Raw genomic sequence first — 21191 nt, forward strand, 5'->3', positions numbered from 1 at the left:
GTCGTAACCGAGCGTTAATCGAATTTCTTATCGCGACACAGGGCTAACCCTGTAATCACCAGCGCTCTTTCAACAGGTTCGGCTGAATACCACCAATCTGATGGGTATTGCTGAAGGACTGCTTGATGCCAGCTTCGAATTCTTCGCGGAAATATTTAATGGCGCTCTGCAGCGGTTCCACTGCGCCCGGTGCGTGTGCACAGAAGGTTTTACCCGGGCCGAGGAAACGACACAGTTGCTCAAGTGTCTCGATATCCCCTGGCTGGCCTTCGCCACGCTCCAGCGCGCGCAGAATTTTCACACTCCACGGCAGACCGTCACGGCACGGCGTACACCAGCCGCAAGACTCGCGGGCAAAGAACTCTTCGAGGTTACGCACCAAAGGAACCATGCCAATCTCGTGATCGACAGCCATGGCCAGCGCGGTGCCCAGACGGCTACCTGCTTTACCAATGCTTTCGAATTCCATCGGCAGATCGAGGTGTGCTTCGGTCAGGAAGTCAGTCCCTGCGCCGCCAGGCTGCCAGGCTTTGAACTTCAGTCCATCGCGCATGCCACCCGCGTAATCTTCGAGGATCTCACGCGCGGTAGTACCGAAAGGCAGTTCCCACAGGCCAGGATTCTTCACGCGACCAGAGAAGCCCATCAGCTTGGTGCCCGCGTCTTTGCTCTTCGAAATGTTCTGGTACCACTCCACGCCGTTCGCGAGGATAGCCGGTACGTTACACAGGGTTTCGACGTTGTTTACGCAGGTCGGTTTGCCCCATGCGCCAGAGCTTGCCGGGAACGGCGGCTTGGAACGTGGGTTAGCACGGCGACCTTCGAGGGAGTTGATCAGCGCGGTTTCTTCACCGCAGATGTAACGCCCTGCCCCGGTGTGGACAAACAGTTCGAAGTCGAAACCGGTGCCCATGATGTTTTTGCCAAGCAGACCGGCTTCGGTCGCTTCGGCGATCGCGCGACGCAGATGCACGGCTGCTTCGATATATTCACCGCGCAGGAAGATGTAACCACGGTACGCTTTCAGCGCAAACGCGGAAATCAGCATGCCTTCCACCAGCAGGTGCGGCAGCTGTTCCATCAGCAGACGGTCTTTATAGGTGCCCGGCTCCATTTCATCGGCGTTACACAGCAGGTAACGGATGTTCATGGATTCGTCTTTCGGCATCAGGCTCCACTTCAGACCGGTGGAAAAGCCCGCGCCGCCGCGCCCTTTCAGGCCAGCGTCTTTTACCTGATTAACGATTTCGTCCGGTGACAGCCCGGTCAGGGCCTTACGCGCACCTTCGTAGCCGTTTTTGCTACGGTATTCGTCCAGCCAGACCGGCTGTTTGTCATCACGCAGACGCCAGGTCAGCGGATGGGTTTCGGGAGTACGGATAATGTCTTTCATTTATACCGCTCCAGTAGTTCGGGAATGCCTTCCGGGGTCAGGTGAGCATGAGTATCCTCATCGATCATCATGTTTGGCCCTTTATCGCAGTTCCCCAGGCAACAGGTCGGCAGCAGCGTAAAGCGACCATCAAAGGTCGTCTGCCCCGGCTTGATGTTGAGTTTTTTCTCAAGCGCGGCCTGAATCCCCTGGTAGCCGTTGATATGGCACACCACGCTGTCGCAATAGCGGATCACGTGGCGACCTACCGGCTGGCGGAAGATCTGGCTGTAGAACGTGGCAACACCTTCTACATCGCTTGCCGGAATACCCAGCACATCAGCGATCGCGTAGATCGCCCCATCCGGCACCCAGCCACGCTGTTTCTGAACGATTTTCAGCGCTTCAATGGACGCCGCACGCGGGTCTTCGTAGTGGTGCTTTTCGTGCTCAATCGCTTCACGCTCAGCCGCACTCAGCTCAAAAGCCTCGGTTTGTGGTTGTTGATTCTCGTGCATAATTAGCGGTCCACATCTGACATAACAAAATCGATACTACCCAGATGGACGATTAAGTCGGACACCAGGCTGCCACGTACCGCTACCGGGATCTGCTGCAGGTGCGCATAGCTCGGGGTGCGGATACGGGTACGGTAACTCATGGTGCTGCCATCGCTGGTCAGGTAGTAACTGTTGATACCCTTAGTCGCTTCCACCATCTGGAAGGACTCGTTTGCCGGCATAACCGGACCCCACGAAACCTGCAGGAAGTGGGTGATAAGGGTTTCGATATGTTGCAGCGTGCGCTCTTTCGGCGGCGGCGTCGTCAGCGGGTGATCCGCTTTGAACGGGCCTTCCGGCATGTTATTGAGGCACTGCTCAAGGATGCGCAGACTCTGGCGCAGCTCTTCAACTTTCAGCATCACGCGGGTATAGCAGTCGGACACGCCGCCGCCAACCGGGACTTCAAAGTCAAAGTTTTCGTAGCCAGAGTACGGACGCGCTTTACGCACGTCGAAATCAATACCGGTCGCGCGCAGCGCAGCACCGGTACAACCCCAGTCCAGCGCTTCTTTCTTACCGTAAGCGGCAACGCCCTGCGAACGGCCTTTCAGGATGGTGTTACGCAGTGCGGCTTTCTCGTAAGAATCCAGACGTTTTGGCATCCAGTCGAGGAAGTCACGCAGCAGCTTGTCCCAACCGCGCGGCAGATCGTGTGCCACACCGCCGATACGGAACCAGGCCGGGTGCATACGGAAACCGGTGATCGCTTCCACCACGTCATAGATTTTCTGACGGTCGGTAAAGGCGAAGAATACCGGGGTCATCGCGCCGACGTCCTGAATGAACGTGGAGATGTACAGCAGGTGGCTGTTGATACGGAACAGTTCGGACAACATCACGCGAATCACGTTTACGCGATCCGGCGTGGTGATACCAGCCAGCTTCTCAACGGCCAGTACGTAAGGCATTTCGTTTACGCAGCCGCCGAGGTACTCAATACGGTCGGTGTACGGAATGTAGCTGTGCCAGGACTGACGTTCACCCATCTTTTCAGCGCCACGGTGGTGGTAGCCGATGTCAGGTACGCAGTCGACGATTTCTTCGCCATCAAGCTGCAGCACAATACGGAAAGCGCCGTGAGAAGACGGGTGGTTAGGACCGAGGTTGAGGAACATGAAGTCCTCGTTTTCGGTACTACGCTTCATACCCCAATCTTCTGGTTTGAAGGTCAGCGCTTCCATTTCCAGATCCTGTTTGGCTTTAGTCAGCTCAAACGGATCGAATTCGGTCGCACGCGCCGGGTAGTCTTTACGCAGCGGATGGCCTTCCCAGGTATGCGGCATCAGCAGACGCGTCAGGTGCGGGTGACCTTCGATATCGATGCCAAACATTTCCCAGGTTTCACGCTCATACCAGTTGGCGTTCGGGAACAGTTTGGTGAAAGTCGGTACGCGCAGATCGTTTTCAGACAAAGCCACCTTGAGCATGATATCGCGATTGCGTTCAATGGAAATCAGGTGATAGAAAACGGAAAAATCCGCGGCAGGTAACCCTTCGCGGTGCGTACGCAGACGTTCGTCCATGCCGTGTAAGTCAAACAGCATGACGTAAGGTTTCGGCAGTCTCTTTAAGAAATCGCCAACTTCCAGTAATTGTTCACGCTTGACCCAAACAACGGGTACCCCGGTGCGAGTCGCCTGAACGGTAAAGGCATCCGGCCCAAAACGGTTGCGCAGTTCGCCAATGACCGGGTCATCAAGGTGATCCCGTGTTTGCCATACGGCGTCTTGCGCGGTTAAGTCGGTCATATTGTTCACCATTGCAAATGGTCCGTGGTGGTCGGCAGTGCTTCGCGCTATTTATGTAGTGATAAGCGAAGGAAGTGCTGCTGCCGACAGGCGCAAATTAAATCTCGTCTGGTGTACGAAGATTCGTTACAGCAATACGTTCGCCGCGTTTACGCTCGCGTTCTGACTGCATATTGGCGCGATAAACGCCCTGATCGCCAACCACCCAGGAGAGCGGACGGCGTTCTTTGCCAATGGAATCTTGCAGCAGCATCAGAGCCTGCATATACGCTTCTGGGCGCGGCGGACATCCCGGGATGTACACATCGACCGGAATAAATTTATCAACGCCCTGCACCACAGAATAGATGTCGTACATACCGCCGGAGTTGGCGCATGCGCCCATGGAAATAACCCATTTCGGTTCCAGCATCTGATCGTAGAGGCGCTGAATAACTGGCGCCATTTTGGTAAAGCAGGTTCCGGCTACGACCATCAGGTCAGCCTGACGCGGCGATGCACGCAGTACTTCCGCACCAAAACGGGCCACATCGTGCACGGCGGTAAACGAGGTCACCATCTCAACGTAGCAGCAGGAAAGGCCAAAGTTATATGGCCAAATTGAGTTTTTACGGCCCCAGTTAACCATGTCATGCAGTTTGCCCATGAACACGTTTTTGTTAACTTCTTGTTCCAGGGGGTCGGTTACGATCTCCTGTTTTTGCAGGGGGTAACGGTCGTTCTCACCGTTAGGATCTATGCGGGTGAGCGTATAATCCATCTTAATGCCTCGCGGTTAGCGTTGACGATTAGCGATACTGTTCGTTTCCGGGTTCATACGCTCGCGGCGTGAACGCGCGGGCGTCCAGTCCAGCGCGCCAATACGCACCAGATAAACCAGACCTGCCAGTAACACAAAAATAAAAATTGCAGCTTCCACAAAGCCAATCCAACCGCTTTCACGGATAGAAGTTGACCATGCGAACAGATACAGCGCTTCAACGTCGAAGATAACGAAGAACATGGCTACCAGATAAAACTTGGCAGACAGGCGCAGGCGGGCGGTGCCGACCGAGTCGATACCTGATTCAAACGGCACGTTTTTAGATCTCGCGCGTGCGCGACCCCCTAAAAACCAGCCGCCGACGAGCATCAGGCAGCACAGGCCAATGGCAACGATAAGAAAGATAGCGAATGCCCAGTGATGAGCGATGATTTCAGTGGATGTTGACATACTCATTGCTTACTCATCAAAAGTAGCGCCAAATTCTCTGCTCTTTTCGGCAGATGAACGCCACATCGATTCATGGGGAGGAATAAAAAAAACCTTACAATCACTGTGAAAAATCATTTTATACAGCTAATTGATGGGGTTTTTTACTCCTTTCTATAACCTTTTGTCAACTTTAACAAAAGTTTCCTCACATTATTTTACACTGTTCCAACTTCATTAACATAAAGTGCTCTTTAGACCCATTTCGATTGCATCATCGGTCATTTTTAATGTTGTTGAATCGTGTCCGTAGTGAAGTAAAAAAGATAATACACGTCTATTTTGACAGGAATTCACCCAGATGCCTCCCCCTAAATGGGAGTATTTTCTTGATCTGTGACACGCTTTTGTTAATTCACCATAAAAAACAGCAACAATTTCTCTAGTTTTTTAACATGGAAACATTTAGCAACTCAGCTGATTATTTTTCACCCGATTGTCGGGCTGTTTTTTTACCTGCTGATTTTGTTAAGTTTTAGTATATGAATGAACAGAAAGCAGTAATATTTGCATAAAAAAAGAGCCGCTGGATGTTTTTTCATCATCAGTGGCCCTTTTTTACACTTACATTTTAAAACGTTTTTTTGTGACGCTTTACTCAAAGTCGCCTTCAACAATCAGCGAATCATCTCCCCCTTCAGGGGTAAACTGATTGTATTGCCAAGGATTTTGATAGGTCTGCATCGACTTAAAGATAACCTGAGCTAATTCATTTTGCGTGGCCGGATCGCTGCACAACAGATACTCGGTATCAGGCAGAGGTGGCAATCCGTCCGCCGCACCCAGTACGCGTAAATCCGGGCTCATCATTTCGACAGGACGGGCAGTAACGCCCAGCCCTGCTTTTACCGCCGCGCGGACCGCAGGCAATGTTGAAGCGACATAAGCCAAACGCCACGGTATCTGTGCGGCATTCAACGTCGCCAGCACGATATCGCGAAACGGGCTGGGATCGTCCAGCAGAACTAACGGCACCGGTTCCCCTTTTTGCAGGATATATTCGGCTGCGCAATACCAGTGCGTCGGTGAAGTTCGCAAATTCAGGCACTCAAAATCGCCAGGTCGGTTAGTGGTGACCACTAAATCCACTTCTTGCGACTTAAGCATCTCCACCATGTAGGCGTTGCGTTTCACTCTGACATCCAGTGCAAGTTTCGGATAAACCGAACTTATACGGTTAAGCAGAAAAGGGAGTATGGTATCGGCGGATTCATCAGAAGCACCGATAGTTAACACCCCCTGAAGATTGTTAAACATCAATGATGAGCATGCCTCATCATTAAATCGCAGTATTTTCCTGGCGTAACCCAACAACTGGATACCATGTTCGGTCAGCAGTTTGTTGCGTCCATGGCGCGCGAACAACTCTTTCCCCACAAGTTGTTCAAGACGCTGCATTTGCTGACTTACCGCAGACTGAGTTCGACATACCGCAGCTGCCGCAGCCGCAAAGGTATTCAGGTCGGCAACAGCAACAAAGGTTCTCAGCAGATCGAGGTCGAGGTTAATTATCGGACGATTTGCATTTATCATAGTTTTTCACTTACTCGCGGGTCATACCGGGTTAATGCTGTGCATTCAGAATCAAACAACTCCATTTGTAATGTGCCTCCCTTCAGTTTCGCTTAGTGTAACCAAGTGAAAATAAGGATGTATTTGGTTTAACAAACGAAACAATTCTCTTTCTGAGCTATTTTAATACCCGTGATATTCATCGGAATATAGCAACGAGAAAGAGCCGTATTTTTAGCTGCTGGATGATTCTGACTAATGGGAAACATGTAAATTTTGTAAATTTAAAAAATAGTTAACGAACAATAATTTACACATTAAAAACTAACTTTTCAGGATGTTAGGAACAACCAACAAACATTTGAATTATCGTAAAATTCGTACTACACACCATTTCATAGGAGTTATCTTAACCTAAAACCACTATATTTATAAGTGTTATCGCGAATAATTCCGGGCAAATTGGTGTTATGTCAGTGCAACGGTTTTCGTATTATTGGCCCACTCAATTTGATGTCGTTTAAATAATAAATAATAATTAATTAAGAATCTCTCAATTCATTAATTATGCTTAACAATGGATTCACACCGCATCACGCAGGGATCAGACCGATAACAGATTTCGCAGGCAAAACCTCAGTATTTTCGAAATACGCCATTCAGCTGAGATCTCGGCTACCTTTTTCTTTACAGGCCTAACTTTTTTAGGCCAGACAAATCACCATACCCATACTAACAAAGCAAAATATAAACCACAAAAAACACAACAACCCAGATTATTACTCTACAAAAATCATATTATTTAGTTATTAACAGTGAATTATAACCCTCCTGCTTTCCAAAATCTTCTACTAAAGACCCTTCAAAACTCACCGTCGTGGGAGTACATTGTGCTGGGCTGACTTCCACGGCAGGGAGTGGCATTCACAGCTAAAAAGGTCAACGTTCATGTCCCCCATTGAAAAATCCAGCAAATTAGAAAACGTCTGTTATGACATTCGCGGCCCGGTTCTGAAGGAAGCAAAGCGCCTGGAAGAAGAAGGCAACAAAGTTCTGAAACTGAACATCGGCAACCCTGCGCCTTTCGGGTTTGAAGCGCCAGATGAAATTTTGGTGGATGTGATCCGCAATTTGCCAACTGCGCAAGGATATTGCGATTCCAAAGGCCTTTATTCAGCCCGCAAAGCAATCATGCAGCATTACCAGGCCCGTGGGATGCGCGACGTAACCGTGGAAGATATCTATATCGGTAACGGCGTATCTGAATTGATTGTGCAGGCCATGCAGGCATTGCTAAACAGTGGGGACGAAATGCTGGTTCCTGCACCTGATTATCCACTGTGGACGGCGGCGGTTTCGCTCTCTGGTGGTAATGCCGTGCACTACCTGTGTGACGAATCGTCAGACTGGTTCCCGGACCTGGATGATATCCGCGCCAAAATTACGCCGCGTACCCGTGGGATCGTCATCATCAACCCAAACAACCCTACTGGCGCGGTGTATTCTAAAGAGCTGCTGATGGAGATTGTTGAGATTGCCCGCCAAAACAACCTCATCATCTTTGCGGACGAGATTTACGACAAAATTCTTTACGATGACGCCGAGCACCACTCGATTGCGGCAATGGCCCCTGACCTGCTGACTATTACCTTTAACGGCCTGTCAAAAACCTATCGTGTTGCCGGTTTCCGCCAGGGCTGGATGGTACTGAACGGACCGAAGAAACATGCCAAAGGGTATATCGAAGGCCTTGAGATGCTGGCTTCTATGCGCCTGTGTGCCAACGTTCCGGCACAACATGCCATTCAAACCGCACTGGGTGGATATCAGAGCATCAGCGAATTCATCATGCCTGGCGGACGTCTGTATGAGCAACGTAACCGCGCCTGTGAACTGCTTAATGACATCCCCGGCGTCTCTTGCGTAAAACCGCGCGGTGCGCTGTATATGTTCCCGAAAATTGATGCTAAACGCTTCAATATTCATGATGACCAGAAGATGGTACTCGACTTCCTGTTGCAGGAAAAAGTACTGCTGGTCCAGGGGACGGCATTCAACTGGCCGTGGCCGGATCATTTCCGCATCGTCACGCTACCGCGTATTGACGATATCGAAATGTCGCTGAGTAAATTTGAGCGTTTCCTGTCAGGGTATCGCCAGCTGTAACCACGCAAAGTGCTGCCGGGTTTGCATCCGGTAGCACTCTCTGCGCAAAATACCGTTACTGAAGTCACTGAGTAAGGGTCGTTATGAAGCAGAGCCACTTTTTTGCCCACCTCTCCCGTCTGAAACTCATTAACCGCTGGCCGCTGATGCGCAACGTGCGCACCGAAAACGTGTCCGAACACAGTCTGCAGGTTGCCATGGTTGCCCATGCGCTGGCCGCAATTAAAAACCGTAAATTTGGTGGTCAGGTTAATGCTGAGCGTATTGCCCTGCTGGCGATGTATCACGATGCGTCAGAGGTGTTAACCGGCGATCTCCCTACCCCAGTTAAATATTTCAACTCGCAGATTGCTCAGGAATATAAAGCGATAGAGAAAATTGCCCAGCAAAAACTGGTCGATATGGTTCCTGATGAGCTGCGCGACATTTTTGCGCCACTCATTGATGAACATGCCTTAAGCGAAGAAGAGAGGTCGATTGTTAAACAGGCCGATGCCCTGTGCGCGTATCTGAAGTGCCTGGAAGAACTCTCCGCCGGTAACAACGAATTTCTGCTGGCGAAAACACGTCTGGAAAAAACGCTGGAGTCACGACGAAGCGAAGAGATGGACTACTTTATGGACGTGTTCGTCCCGAGTTTTCACCTCTCATTAGATGAAATCAGTCAGGATTCTCCATTGTAAGTTTGCGACAACGTTACCTTTGTAGGCCGGATAAGGCGTTAGCCGCCATCCGGCACATAAAAATCAAAACGGAAACAGCATCGGGATCATCACCACGCACACCACCATCACAATGATGGTAAACGGCACGCCAATTTTTACGAAATCGCTAAAGCTGTAGTTACCCGGCCCGAGCACCAGTGTGTTTACCGGTGAAGAAACTGGCGTCATAAAGGCTGCGGAAGCCGCCATCGCAATCACCATCGCAAAAGGATACGGCGAAACGCCCATAGACTTTGCTGCCGCCAGCGCAATCGGCGCCATCAGAACCGCCGTCGCAGTGTTAGAGATAAATAACCCAATGGTCGCGCACAGCACGAACAGGCAGCCCAGCATCATATACGGGCCGTACCCTCCACCAACGTCCATTAACCCTTTAACCACCAGATCAACACCGCCCGTTTTCTGTAATGCCAGCGCAAAGGGCATCATTCCGACAATCAAAATAATACTTGGCCAGTGAATGGCTTTATAGGCGCTTTCGGCATCAATGCAACGGAATTTTCCCATCAGCAAACAGGCGATAATCGCGGCAACCGTATTAGGAATTTCATCGGTGAGCATTAACGCGACCATCAGCACCAGACAGAAAATCGCATGCGGCGCCTGGCTGTGCGCCGGGGAGGCTTCACTAACTTCCACGGGCATATTCAGCACCACGAAATCGCGCCCTTTTTGCCCCAACAAAGTGATGAGTTTCCAGTTACCCACCACCAGAATAATATCGCCCATCAGCAGCGGCTCATTGAAGACCGCCCCGTCCAGCGCCGCACCATCACGCTTCAGTCCGACGACATTCAGACCATAACGTGTGCGAAAGGCGATTTCCCGTACCGTTTTGCCGATCAATTCCGATTCAGGGATCAATGAAATCTCGGCCATACCCACATCAAGCGCCTGCTCAGAGAAGTATTCGCCACGCAGCACCATTGGCTCCAACAGTTGCTCGCTGCAAAATTCACGCAGGTCAACGTCGGCCGCTGACATATCGATCAGCAATACGTCACGGGCACGGAACTCAGAAACCCCGTTAACATCAACAATCACGCGGCGAAAACGCCGCCAGCGTTCAACACCAATCACGTTTGCCCCGTAGCGCTCACGCAATTTCAGGTCATCCAGACGTTGGCCAATCATGGGAGAACCCGGGCGAATCGCCAGGCGACGAGCACGTCCTGTCAGGCGATATTCTTTAATCAGGTCGCGAAAGGTCCGGCGCTTCCAGCCGTCTCCCGGCTGCCCGGAGTCTTCGCCTTTCAGCATAAAACGCATCACCAGCATATAAATTATGCCGAGAACCAACACCACCAGCCCCAGTGGGGTTACGCTAAAAAAGCTAAAACCGTTAAGTCCTTCACGTAACAATTCACTGTTGACGACCAGGTTCGGCGGCGTTGCCACCAGCGTCATCATGCCGCTTATCAATCCGGCATAGCTCAATGGCATCATCAGGCGTGAGGGGGAGATTTGCATGCGCATGGAAACGCTTAAGACAACCGGAATAAAGATGGCGACCACACCGGTCGAACTCATGAAGGCACCAAGTCCGGCTACGGTTATCATCAGCAACACCAGCATTTTGACTTCACTGCTACCGGCGACCTTCACCAGCCAGGCACCCATTACCGTCGCCACGCCGGTACGCACCAGGCCGTCGCCGATAATGAATAAAGCCGCTATCAAAATAACGTTAGGATCGCTGAACCCGGAAAAAGCCTCTGTGATGCTCAATGTTCCGCTCAGAACAAAGGCAATAATGACCAGCAAAGCGACCGCGTCCATACGCACTCTGCCAGTTGCAAACAAGACGACGGCAATCGCCAGCAATGAGAGAACCCATATCAATTCACCGTTCACAACATATCCTTGTTAAATGAGAGGGATGGACTGATTCTGCCATAAAAAAGCCCCAACAATCTGGGGCTAAATCATGATCAGGTATTTCTTATAACGACCACATTTCCGTTGGGTTGTTTGGTCACAGAAATATGTTCCAGACTGGTCAGCGAAAAATCAACTTCGTCCAGACGCGGCGTATCCGCTGGCGCGTTAACCGCGATGACATGGCACCCAGCCGCCAGTCCTGAGAGCACCCCTGCGGGGGCATCTTCCACCACTGCACATTCCTGCGGTGCCAGGCCCAGAAGCTGAGCGCCTAACAGATACGCGTCTGGTTCTGGTTTCCCTCTCTTTACCCGCTCGGCGGTGACAAACACTTCAGGAGCAGGAAGCCCAGCAACACGATGGCGCGCCCGTGCGACCGGCATGGAGCCGGAGGTCACAATCGCCCATGGAATACCCGCTTTATTGAGATGGTTGAGTAAATCAACAGCCCCCGGCAGCGCGGTGATCCCGGCGGTTTCCGTCGCTTCGATCTGCTCCAGACGGGTAAACTCCGCGGCGATCTCTGCCTCAGATTTGCCCACCATAAAGTGTCGCAGGGAGGTAATGGCCTGCTTACCATGAATAAAGCCGAGTACCTCGGCGTGATCGAGGCCGAAGCGATCGGCCCAGTTGCACCACGCACGCTCTACTGCGGGTAAGGAATCGACCAGCGTTCCATCCAGATCAAACAGAAAACCTTTGCACTGCACGCTCGCCCCCTCAGGCATTAATGATTTGGTTAATTTCATTCGCGCTCAGGTGATACTGACGCGGGCAAGAGTGCCAAACATTCAGCATACGCTGATATTTTTCCCACATTGGGGTCTGGGCGTTGAAGCCATGCGTACCCGCATCAAAGTGGGTGTAACGACCTTCCACATTGACCATAAAACGAACATACCCGAGGAAACGGGCTTCCGTTGCAGCGTCAAAACCGAGGAAGGTCACGCGACGCTCATCAATAGCCTGTGCATCCTTAAGATTAGTCCAGGACACATGTAATGCGTGATACATCTCCATAATATCGATAATCGTACGACAGGTTTCTTCCGTCAGCTCACCAAACTCACGATCCAGCTCACGCATCTGCAAGCCGTAACCGCGTTCAATAATCGTCTGCAAACGACGATAACGCTCGGCGTTAGTTGGATCGAGCATAGTCATCATTTTGTACTGATTCGACAAAATCAGACGTTGAGCGTTGGTCATTTCCATTTGGGACTCCTGTATCACTACTACTGCGATGAAAAAAAAGAAGGCATCATGTGCCTTCTTTTATATGCGTAATCAGGGGTCAATTACAAATCATCAAGGAAAGTTTTATCCAGTTGTTTGAAGGCGCGCTTAAGCGTGTCAGCCAGCGCCTGGTAATCCGGCTTTCCTTCTACCGGAGAGAGCGCCTGCCCAGCTTCTTGCAATTTACCCCGAACTTCGTAGAACCAATTGAGAATTGAAGGCGGCAGCGGCGTTACAGAACGTTTTCCCAGCCACCACATCCCCTGCATCGGCAGGCTAAGCGCAAACAGCGCAGTCGCCACGGCCGGGCCCAACTGCCCCCCTAACGCAATTTGCCAACATAAGGTGAAGACGGCGATAGGCGGCATAAAACGGATCGCGTAACGCGTCATGCGGATCACGCGGTTCTCAACAAACACGGGCGCAAGGCGCTTTTCCATTGGCCACGTCTTTGCATAGTGCTGCCCCCGGCGAAACAAGCTAAAAAAATTGACGGAGCGATTATCCGGTGTCGACATGGCGGTTACCTCAACTTCACATATAAAAATTAAAAAATTTGTGCAAAACAACAACTACAAGGGACATCGTTCAAAACATTTTGTCTTTGATACCCACATTCAGGTATCCTGTGCCGGCCTGTAAGGCCTGTAGTCCAAAATCATTGAGTCGTCAAATTGGCATACATTATGCCATTGCCTGAAAAATACGCAAAATGACATAGACTCAAAGGTATTTATTCCATCGTGCCCAAAAAGACTATGGCGCATGATGTTAATCATAAACGTCGGTGTCATCATGCGCTACGCTCTATGACTCCCTGACGTTTTTTTAGCCACGTATCATAAATAGGTACTTCCATGTCGAGTAAGTTAGTACTGGTTCTGAACTGCGGTAGCTCCTCACTGAAATTTGCCATCATCGATGCAGTAAACGGTGAAGAATACCTCTCTGGTTTAGCCGAATGTTTCCATCTCCCAGAAGCACGAATCAAGTGGAAAATGGACGGCGGTAAACAAGAAGCGGCTTTAGGTGCAGGCGCCGCTCACAGTGAAGCGCTGAACTTTATCGTTAACACTATTCTGGCACAAAAACCAGAATTGTCTGCGCAATTGACCGCTATTGGTCACCGTATCGTACACGGCGGTGAGAAGTACACCAGCTCTGTGGTTATCGATGATTCCGTTATTCAGGGCATCAAAGATTCTGCCTCTTTCGCACCGCTGCATAACCCGGCTCACCTGATCGGTATCGCAGAAGCGCTGAAATCCTTCCCTAATCTGAAAGACAAAAACGTGGCTGTATTCGACACCGCGTTCCATCAGACTATGCCGGAAGAGTCTTACCTCTATGCTCTGCCGTACAACCTCTACAAAGAACACGGCGTTCGTCGTTACGGCGCACACGGTACCAGCCACTTCTTCGTCACACAGGAAGCGGCAAAAGTACTGAACAAACCGGTTGAAGAGCTGAACATCATCACTTGCCACCTGGGCAACGGCGGTTCTGTATCTGCTATCCGTAACGGTAAATGTGTTGATACCTCCATGGGTCTGACCCCACTGGAAGGTCTGGTGATGGGTACACGTTCCGGTGACATCGACCCGGCGATCATCTTCCACCTGCACGATACCCTGGGCATGAGCGTTGACCAAATCAACAAAATGCTGACCAAAGAGTCCGGCCTGCTGGGTCTGACCGAAGTCACCAGCGACTGCCGTTATGTTGAAGATAACTACGCTACTAAAGAAGACGCTAAACGTGCAATGGACGTTTACTGCCACCGTCTGGCGAAATACATCGGTTCTTACACTGCGCTGATGGATGGTCGTCTGGATGCAGTTGTCTTCACCGGTGGTATCGGTGAAAACGCAGCGATGGTTCGTGAACTGTCTCTGGGCAAACTGGGCGTTCTGGGCTTTGAAGTTGACCACGAACGTAACCTGGCCGCACGTTTCGGCAAATCTGGTTTCATCAACAAAGAAGGTACCCGTCCTGCGCTGGTTATCCCAACCAACGAAGAACTGGTTATCGCGCAAGACGCGAGCCGCCTGACTGCCTGATTTCACACCGCCAGCCTAGCTGGCGGTGCTGTTTTGTAACCCGTCTAAATTGGCGGTAACGAAAGAGGATAAACCGTGTCCCGTATTATTATGCTGATCCCTACCGGAACCAGCGTCGGCCTGACCAGCGTCAGCCTTGGCGTGATCCGCGCAATGGAACGCAAAGGCGTTCGTCTGAGCGTCTTTAAGCCGATTGCTCAACCGCGTGCCGGTGGCGATGCGCCAGACCAGACTACCAGCATCGTCCGCGCTAACTCTTCTCTGCCAGCCGCTGAGCCGCTGAAGATGAGCCACGTTGAATCTCTGCTGTCCAGCAATCAGAAAGATGTGCTGATGGAAGAGATCATCGCGAACTACCACGCGAACACCAAAGACGCTGAAGTTGTACTGGTTGAAGGCCTGGTCCCAACCCGTAAACATCAGTTCGCGCAGTCCCTGAACTACGAAATCGCGAAAACGCTGAACGCGGAAATCGTCTTCGTTATGTCTCAGGGTACCGACACCCCGGAACAGCTGAACGAGCGTATTGAACTGACTCGCAGCAGCTTCGGCGGCGCGAAAAACACCAACATCACCGGCGTAATCGTTAACAAACTGAACGCACCGGTTGATGAGCAGGGCCGTACTCGCCCGGATCTGTCCGAGATTTTCGACGACTCTTCCAAAGCGAAAGTGATCAAAGTTGATCCGGCTAAACTGCAAGAATCCAGCCCGCTGCCGGTTCTGGGCGCGGTGCCATGGAGCTTCGATCTGATCGCTACTCGTGCAATCGATATGGCGCGTCACCTGAACGCCACCATCGTTAACGAAGGCGATATCAACACCCGCCGCGTGAAGTCTGTGACGTTCTGCGCACGCAGCATTCCGCACATGCTGGAACACTTCCGCGCAGGCTCCCTGCTGGTAACTTCCGCAGATCGCCCTGACGTGCTGGTTGCAGCATGCCTGGCGGCCATGAACGGCGTGGAAATCGGTGCCCTGCTGCTGACTGGCGGCTACGAAATGGACGCGCGCATCACTAAACTGTGCGAACGTGCATTTGAAACCGGCCTGCCGGTATTCATGGTAAACACCAACACCTGGCAGACCTCTCTGAGCCTGCAGAGCTTCAACCTGGAAGTTCCGGTTGACGATCACGAGCGCATTGAGAAAGTCCAGGAATACGTTGCTAACTACATCAACGCTGACTGGATTGAATCCCTGACTGCGACCTCTGAGCGCAGCCGTCGTCTGTCTCCGCCAGCGTTCCGTTACCAGTTGACCGAGCTGGCGCGCAAAGCGGGCAAACGCGTTGTTCTGCCGGAAGGCGACGAACCGCGTACCGTTAAAGCAGCAGCCATCTGTGCTGAACGTGGTATCGCAACCTGCGTACTGTTGGGTAACCCGGATGAGATCACCCGCGTTGCAGCCTCTCAGGGCGTTGAACTGGGCGCTGGCGTAGAAATCGTTGATCCAGATGTGGTTCGCGAAAGCTACGTTGCTCGCCTGGTCGAACTGCGTAAAAACAAAGGTATGACCGAAACCGTTGCCCGCGAACAGCTGGAAGACAACGTGGTTCTCGGTACCCTGATGCTGGAACAGGACGATGTTGACGGTCTGGTTTCTGGTGCAGTACACACCACCGCGAACACCATCCGTCCGCCGCTGCAGCTGATCAAAACTGCACCGGGTAGCTCCCTGGTGTCTTCCGTGTTCTTCATGCTGCTGCCGGATCAGGTTTACGTTTACGGCGACTGCGCGATCAACCCGGATCCGACTGCAGAGCAGCTGGCAGAAATCGCGATTCAGTCCGCTGATTCCGCAATTGCCTTTGGTATCGAACCGCGCGTAGCGATGCTCTCCTACTCCACCGGTACTTCTGGTGCAGGTAGCGACGTAGAGAAAGTTCGCGAAGCAACCCGTCTGGCGCAGGAAAAACGTCCTGACCTGATGATCGACGGTCCGCTGCAGTACGACGCCGCCGTTATGGCTGACGTAGCGAAATCCAAAGCGCCGAACTCTCCGGTTGCAGGTCGCGCTACCGTGTTCATCTTCCCGGATCTGAACACCGGTAACACCACCTACAAAGCGGTACAGCGTTCTGCCGACCTGATCTCCATCGGGCCGATGCTGCAGGGTATGCGCAAGCCGGTGAACGACCTGTCTCGTGGCGCGCTGGTAGACGATATCGTCTACACCATCGCACTGACCGCGATCCAGTCTTCCCAGCAGCAGCAGTAATCTGCCGAGTGTGCCGGATCTCTTATCCGGCAACACATCTGCTTATCAAACCGGAAATAGCTGATATTTCCGGTTTTTTTATGTCTGTTTCCCCTTTGGCATAATCTGAAATATTTGCCTGAATGCGCTGCATCAATGAATAACCATTCTTCTGTTCGCATACTTACTCTCTTTTGCGTTGCAACAGGGATAGTCTTTCATGTCAGCAGTAACAGAATCACAGCCAGCTAAAAAATGGGCGATGCCCGACACGCTGGTGATTATTTTTTTCGTCGCCATTTTAACCAGTCTGGCAACATGGGTTGTTCCCGTCGGGATGTTCGATAGCCAGGAAGTTCAGTATCAGGTTGATGGACAAACCAAAACCCGTAAGGTGGTTGACCCCCATTCCTTTCGTATTCTGACCAACGACGCAGGTGAAGAGCAGTATCACCGGGTGCAGTTATTCACCACCGGAGATGAACGCCCAGGCCTGATGAATTTCCCGTTTGAAGGATTAACCTCCGGCTCGAAATTCGGCACTGCTGTCGGCATCATTATGTTTATGCTGGTCATTGGCGGTGCATTCGGCATCGTTATGCGTACCGGCACCATTGATAACGGTATCCTGGCGCTCATTCGCCATACGCGGGGCAACGAGGTCCTGTTTATCCCAGTGCTGTTTATTCTCTTCTCCTTAGGCGGCGCGGTGTTTGGCATGGGGGAAGAGGCTGTTGCCTTTGCCATTATCATCGCTCCTTTGATGGTACGGCTAGGTTACGACAGTATCACCACCGTTCTGGTTACCTATATCGCGACTCAGATTGGTTTCGCCAGCTCATGGATGAACCCATTTTGCGTGGTGGTCGCACAAGGTATTGCGGGAGTACCGGTGCTCTCTGGTTCCGGGCTACGCATCGCGGTCTGGGTGATCGCTACACTAATCGGGCTGACCTTCACGCTGGCCTATGCGGCGCGTATCAAAAAGAATCCGCTTTTGTCCCGGGTACATGAATCCGACCGCTTCTTTCGCGAGCAGCAGGACGAGGTCGTGGAACGACGCTTCACGCTGGGCGACTGGTTAGTGCTACTGGTGCTGACCGCGGTGATGATTTGGGTTGTCTGGGGCGTTATCGTCAACGCGTGGTTTATTCCTGAGATCGCCAGTCAGTTCTTCACGATGGGTCTGGTGATTGGCATTATCGGCGTCGTGTTCCGGCTCAACGGCATGACGGTCAACATCATGGCCTCCTCATTCACTGAGGGTGCACGAATGATGATTGCCCCAGCCCTGCTGGTTGGTTTTGCCAAAGGCATTTTACTGCTGGTCGGTAATGGAGAGGCGGGTGAAGCCAGCGTGTTAAACACTCTGCTGCACAGCATTGCCAATGGCATCAGCGGGCTGGATAACGCCATCGCGGCGTGGTTTATGCTATTGTTCCAGGCAGTATTTAATTTCTTCGTCACTTCCGGCTCTGGTCAGGCTGCGTTAACCATGCCGCTACTGGCACCGCTGGGCGATCTGGTTGGCGTAAACCGTCAGGTCACGGTCCTGGCCTTCCAGTTTGGCGACGGATTCAGTCATATTATCTATCCGACGTCAGCATCTCTGATGGCTACGTTAGGCGTTTGTCGGGTGGATTTTCGTAACTGGCTGAAGGTAGGTGCTACGCTGTTGGGACTGCTGTTTATTATGTCCAGCGTGGTGGTGATTGGCGCGCAGATGATGGGTTACCATTAAAAAGTGTGCGTCCGGCCTACTCGATTTCTCGACGCAGTAGGCCGGATGAACAGAGTTTACTCAGCTTCTTCCTGCTTTTCGGCTTTCGCCCCTTCATTCTTGGCGTTGCGGGTCATCCACAGCGCCAGGGCTTTCAGGGAGTCCGGTGTAAATTCGTCGCAGCGCGCGGTAATTTCTTCCGGCGTCAACCAGCAAACTTCACTGACCTCATCTTCCTGAAGCGCAAACGGTCCGTGGGAAACGCAGCTAAACAACCCACCCCATACGCGACAGTTCTGGTCTTCAAAGTAAAACTGACCATGCTCGGCAAACGGCACGCCCGCAATCCCCAGTTCCTCTTCTGCTTCACGACGCGCTGATTCCAGCATCTGCTCGTCAGCCTGAACCACACCGCCTGCGGTGGCATCCAGCATGCCGGGCAAAAAATCTTTTGTCTCAGTGCGACGTTGAACCAGAATTTTGCCCATACCATCATGCACAACGATATACGTTGCACGATGGCGTAAGCGTTGCGCCCGCATTTGTTCCCGGCTGGACTGTGCAATGACTTCGTTGTCTTCATTCACAATATCCACCCATTCAGTACTTGCCAAACGACGCTGTTCCACCATCAGGAAACCTTCTTTTTTCTGGCGCTCTTACGGCGCGTTTATGTTTGTGGGGTAAATTACGGATTAATCTCGACCTGTGCAATAACACTTTGATCATTGAGTGCCATTACGCTGAGAACATTATCATCCAGAATCCCGTAACTTGCCGCAAAGCCCCCTTTCGGGATGCTTACCGAACCGGGATTGAAATGATAGATATCCTCGCGCCGCTCAGCAACCGGCAGATGAGTATGCCCATAAACCAGAACATCGCCCGCATTGAGCGCCGGCATATTTTGCGGGCCAAAAAGGTGTCCGTGCGTCAAAAAGAGTCGCTGGTTTTCTGTCAGAATTTGCTGCCACGGCGCAGTCATCGGAAAATGCAGGAGCATCTGATCCACTTCGCTGTCGCAATTACCACGCACCGCAATAATTCGCGATGCCAGTTCATTCAGCCGTTCTGCAACCTGCGCAGGTGCATAGCCTTCTGGAAGCGCATTACGCGGCCCGTGGTTTAAAACATCACCCAATATCACCAGCCATTGCGCGCCGCTTGCAGCAAACCGTTCGAGCACGCGTTCCGTGGCTGGCAACGAACCATGAATGTCCGATGCGAACATCAGTTTCATCACTCACTCCTCGCTGAAAAGTACCTTGTAATGATACTGGATTACGGCCCGTTTTTCAGCAGGAACGCTTCGCTGAAAGCGCGATAAAACGCTGTACTGAGGCGCGCTGCCACTGGAAGGTGGCGTATTCCGCAAGCGCTTCTGGAACCTCATCGCCATTCAGGACCAGGCGATTAAGCATTAGCGCTAAATCACAGTCAGCGATACACCATTCGCCAAATAAATTCTGTTTACCGTGGCTCAGTAAACTGCTCGCAGTAGCGAACAGTTTTTCCGCACTGGCTTTTCCCGCTTCACTCAACGGAGCTTTCTTTACGCCAGCAAAAACCACATCCGTTGAGCGTTCTTCACGGATAGGCATTAAATCGCTGCGGATCCACGCCTGAACCTGGCGCGCCCGCGCGCGTTTTTGCACATCGTGCGGATAGATACGCTCCCACTGTGGCGGTGCAAAGCTCTCTTCCAGGAATTCCGTAATCGCTGATGATTCGCTCAGTTCAAAACCATCGATCTCCAGAACCGGTACGCGGCGCGTTAAGGCGTAACCCTGCCATGACGGTTGCAAATGTTCGCCACTGCTGAGGTCAACAGTTTTCAGCATAAAAGGCAGCCCTTTCTCTTGCAGAGCGACATAAACAGACAGCACGTAAGGGGAGAAAAAATTGGCATCTGACCACAGCGTAATTGCAGGTTTGCTCATAATGTCCTCTGAAGTGTATTGGCTTGCCTTCAAAATATAGAGTCTTTCTCTCGCTGTCACTTGATGAAAACTCACGCACGCCAACAGGCTCTATACTTGTTATGACCCGGTTCATGACAAAACGGATGCTGAAAATGATCGATCTCTATTACACGCCATCGCCAAACGGTCACAAAATCACGCTGTTTCTTGAAGAGGCACAGCTGCAATACCGTCTGATTCATGTCGATATCAGCAAAGGTAGCCAGTTTCGCCCCGATTTTCTGCAGATCTCGCCGAACAATAAAATCCCGGCCATTATCGATCATGCCCCGGTGGACGGCGGAAGGCCCATCAGCCTGTTTGAGTCCGGAGAAATTTTACTCTATCTGGCGGAGAAGAGCGGTAAGCTGCTCAGCGGTGAATTACGCGAACGCCACACCACGCTCCAGTGGTTGTTCTGGCAGGTCAGCGGTCTGGGTCCTATGCTGGGGCAGAATTATCATTTCAGTCATTACGCTCCGCAAACGATCCCTTACGCTATTGAAAGATACCAGGTTGAAACCCAGCGCCTGTACAACGTGATGAATAAACGTCTGGAAACGTCACCCTGGCTGGGAGGCGATCACTACAGCATTGCTGACATTGCCTGCTGGCCGTGGATCCACGCCCATCAGCGTCAGCGCATCGATCTCGACAACTATCCGGCAGTCAATAACTGGCACGAACGCATCCGTACGCGTCCCGCCACGGAACGCGCCATGCAGCAAGCACAGAGTGAGAAGCGGTGACGCAATTCGGTTCTCGTGTATCATGCAGAGGTTCATACATGGAGGAA

At 51.8% G+C, this 21191-nt stretch carries 19 protein-coding genes; 6 read left to right on the forward strand and 13 right to left on the reverse strand.

The features are described from left to right. Positions 1-55 precede the first annotated feature (55 nt). From nuoF to lrhA, 6 genes are all read right to left on the reverse strand, one after another. Positions 56-1393 carry an NADH-quinone oxidoreductase subunit NuoF gene (gene nuoF, locus OGY18_RS10475; protein ID WP_003834753.1) on the reverse strand — a complete coding sequence of 446 codons (1338 nt, stop codon included), beginning with the start codon at positions 1391-1393 and terminating at the stop codon, positions 56-58. Continuing rightward, positions 1390-1890 (reverse strand): NADH-quinone oxidoreductase subunit NuoE, encoded by a 501-nt coding sequence (nuoE, locus tag OGY18_RS10480; RefSeq protein ID WP_003028069.1) that lies wholly within the window; start codon positions 1888-1890, stop codon positions 1390-1392. Before nuoE ends, nuoF begins: the two co-directional genes overlap by 4 nt. Positions 1891-1892: 2 nt before the next feature. Continuing rightward, positions 1893-3695, reverse strand: coding sequence for an NADH-quinone oxidoreductase subunit C/D (gene nuoC, locus OGY18_RS10485; protein ID WP_003834757.1), 1803 nt, complete (start codon positions 3693-3695; stop codon positions 1893-1895). Positions 3696-3780: 85 nt separating this feature from the next. Further along, a complete protein-coding gene (gene nuoB / locus OGY18_RS10490) occupies positions 3781-4443 on the reverse strand; it encodes an NADH-quinone oxidoreductase subunit NuoB (RefSeq protein WP_003028075.1) in 663 nt (220 codons plus the stop codon). Between the two features lie 15 nt (positions 4444-4458). Continuing rightward, positions 4459-4902 (reverse strand): NADH-quinone oxidoreductase subunit NuoA, encoded by a 444-nt coding sequence (gene nuoA / locus OGY18_RS10495; protein ID WP_003028077.1) that lies wholly within the window; start codon positions 4900-4902, stop codon positions 4459-4461. Between the two features lie 627 nt (positions 4903-5529). Beyond that, the gene (gene lrhA / locus OGY18_RS10500) at positions 5530-6468 is read right to left on the reverse strand and encodes a transcriptional regulator LrhA (RefSeq protein ID WP_003834760.1); all 939 of its coding nucleotides are present in this window, start codon (positions 6466-6468) and stop codon (positions 5530-5532) included. Between the two features lie 927 nt (positions 6469-7395). Between lrhA and alaA the strand changes: the two genes are divergently transcribed. Both alaA and yfbR read left to right on the forward strand, forming a co-directional pair. Then, positions 7396-8613, forward strand: coding sequence for an alanine transaminase AlaA (gene alaA, locus OGY18_RS10505; RefSeq protein WP_286552933.1), 1218 nt, complete (start codon positions 7396-7398; stop codon positions 8611-8613). Positions 8614-8696: 83 nt separating this feature from the next. Further along, a complete protein-coding gene (gene yfbR / locus OGY18_RS10510) occupies positions 8697-9296 on the forward strand; it encodes a 5'-deoxynucleotidase (RefSeq protein ID WP_003028083.1) in 600 nt (199 codons plus the stop codon). Between the two features lie 63 nt (positions 9297-9359). Here the strand turns inward: yfbR and OGY18_RS10515 are convergent, their stop codons facing one another. The 4 genes from OGY18_RS10515 to yfbV all read right to left on the reverse strand — a co-directional run bounded on the left by OGY18_RS10515 (position 9360) and on the right by yfbV (position 12973). Beyond that, a complete protein-coding gene (locus OGY18_RS10515; RefSeq protein ID WP_286552935.1) occupies positions 9360-11192 on the reverse strand; it encodes an SLC13 family permease in 1833 nt (610 codons plus the stop codon). Positions 11193-11269: 77 nt separating this feature from the next. After that, positions 11270-11947 (reverse strand): sugar phosphatase, encoded by a 678-nt coding sequence (locus OGY18_RS10520; protein WP_008785348.1) that lies wholly within the window; start codon positions 11945-11947, stop codon positions 11270-11272. Further along, positions 11940-12434: a YfbU family protein gene (locus OGY18_RS10525; RefSeq protein WP_003028086.1), complete on the reverse strand. Its 495-nt coding sequence runs from the start codon at positions 12432-12434 to the stop codon at positions 11940-11942. The genes OGY18_RS10520 and OGY18_RS10525 overlap by 8 nt, the downstream gene beginning before the upstream one ends. Positions 12435-12517: 83 nt before the next feature. Next, the gene (gene yfbV, locus OGY18_RS10530) at positions 12518-12973 is read right to left on the reverse strand and encodes a terminus macrodomain insulation protein YfbV (RefSeq protein WP_003028087.1); all 456 of its coding nucleotides are present in this window, start codon (positions 12971-12973) and stop codon (positions 12518-12520) included. 339 nt (positions 12974-13312) lie between these two features. Between yfbV and ackA the strand changes: the two genes are divergently transcribed. The 3 genes from ackA to yfcC all read left to right on the forward strand — a co-directional run bounded on the left by ackA (position 13313) and on the right by yfcC (position 18455). Beyond that, the gene (ackA, locus tag OGY18_RS10535) at positions 13313-14515 is read left to right on the forward strand and encodes an acetate kinase (protein ID WP_286552938.1); all 1203 of its coding nucleotides are present in this window, start codon (positions 13313-13315) and stop codon (positions 14513-14515) included. A gap of 75 nt (positions 14516-14590) precedes the next feature. Continuing rightward, positions 14591-16735, forward strand: coding sequence for a phosphate acetyltransferase (pta, locus tag OGY18_RS10540; RefSeq protein WP_008785351.1), 2145 nt, complete (start codon positions 14591-14593; stop codon positions 16733-16735). Between the two features lie 199 nt (positions 16736-16934). Beyond that, positions 16935-18455 carry a putative basic amino acid antiporter YfcC gene (gene yfcC / locus OGY18_RS10545; RefSeq protein ID WP_003834773.1) on the forward strand — a complete coding sequence of 507 codons (1521 nt, stop codon included), beginning with the start codon at positions 16935-16937 and terminating at the stop codon, positions 18453-18455. 56 nt (positions 18456-18511) lie between these two features. Here the strand turns inward: yfcC and yfcD are convergent, their stop codons facing one another. From yfcD to yfcF, 3 genes are read right to left on the reverse strand one after another with little or no spacing between them, the layout of a single operon-like run. Next, entirely contained in the window at positions 18512-19066 is a 555-nt protein-coding gene (yfcD, locus tag OGY18_RS10550) for an NUDIX hydrolase YfcD (protein WP_003834775.1), read from the reverse strand. 56 nt (positions 19067-19122) lie between these two features. Further along, on the reverse strand, positions 19123-19674 hold the full coding sequence (yfcE, locus tag OGY18_RS10555; protein ID WP_003834777.1) for a phosphodiesterase: 552 nt from the start codon (positions 19672-19674) through the stop codon (positions 19123-19125). 55 nt (positions 19675-19729) lie between these two features. Then, positions 19730-20374 (reverse strand): glutathione transferase, encoded by a 645-nt coding sequence (gene yfcF, locus OGY18_RS10560; RefSeq protein WP_286552941.1) that lies wholly within the window; start codon positions 20372-20374, stop codon positions 19730-19732. Between the two features lie 134 nt (positions 20375-20508). Between yfcF and yfcG the strand changes: the two genes are divergently transcribed. Then, positions 20509-21144 carry a GSH-dependent disulfide bond oxidoreductase gene (gene yfcG, locus OGY18_RS10565; protein ID WP_126319775.1) on the forward strand — a complete coding sequence of 212 codons (636 nt, stop codon included), beginning with the start codon at positions 20509-20511 and terminating at the stop codon, positions 21142-21144. The last annotated feature ends 47 nt before the right edge of the window (positions 21145-21191 follow it).

Source organism: Citrobacter sp. Cpo142 (assembly GCF_030332425.1).
GTDB lineage: Bacteria > Pseudomonadota > Gammaproteobacteria > Enterobacterales > Enterobacteriaceae > Citrobacter > Citrobacter portucalensis.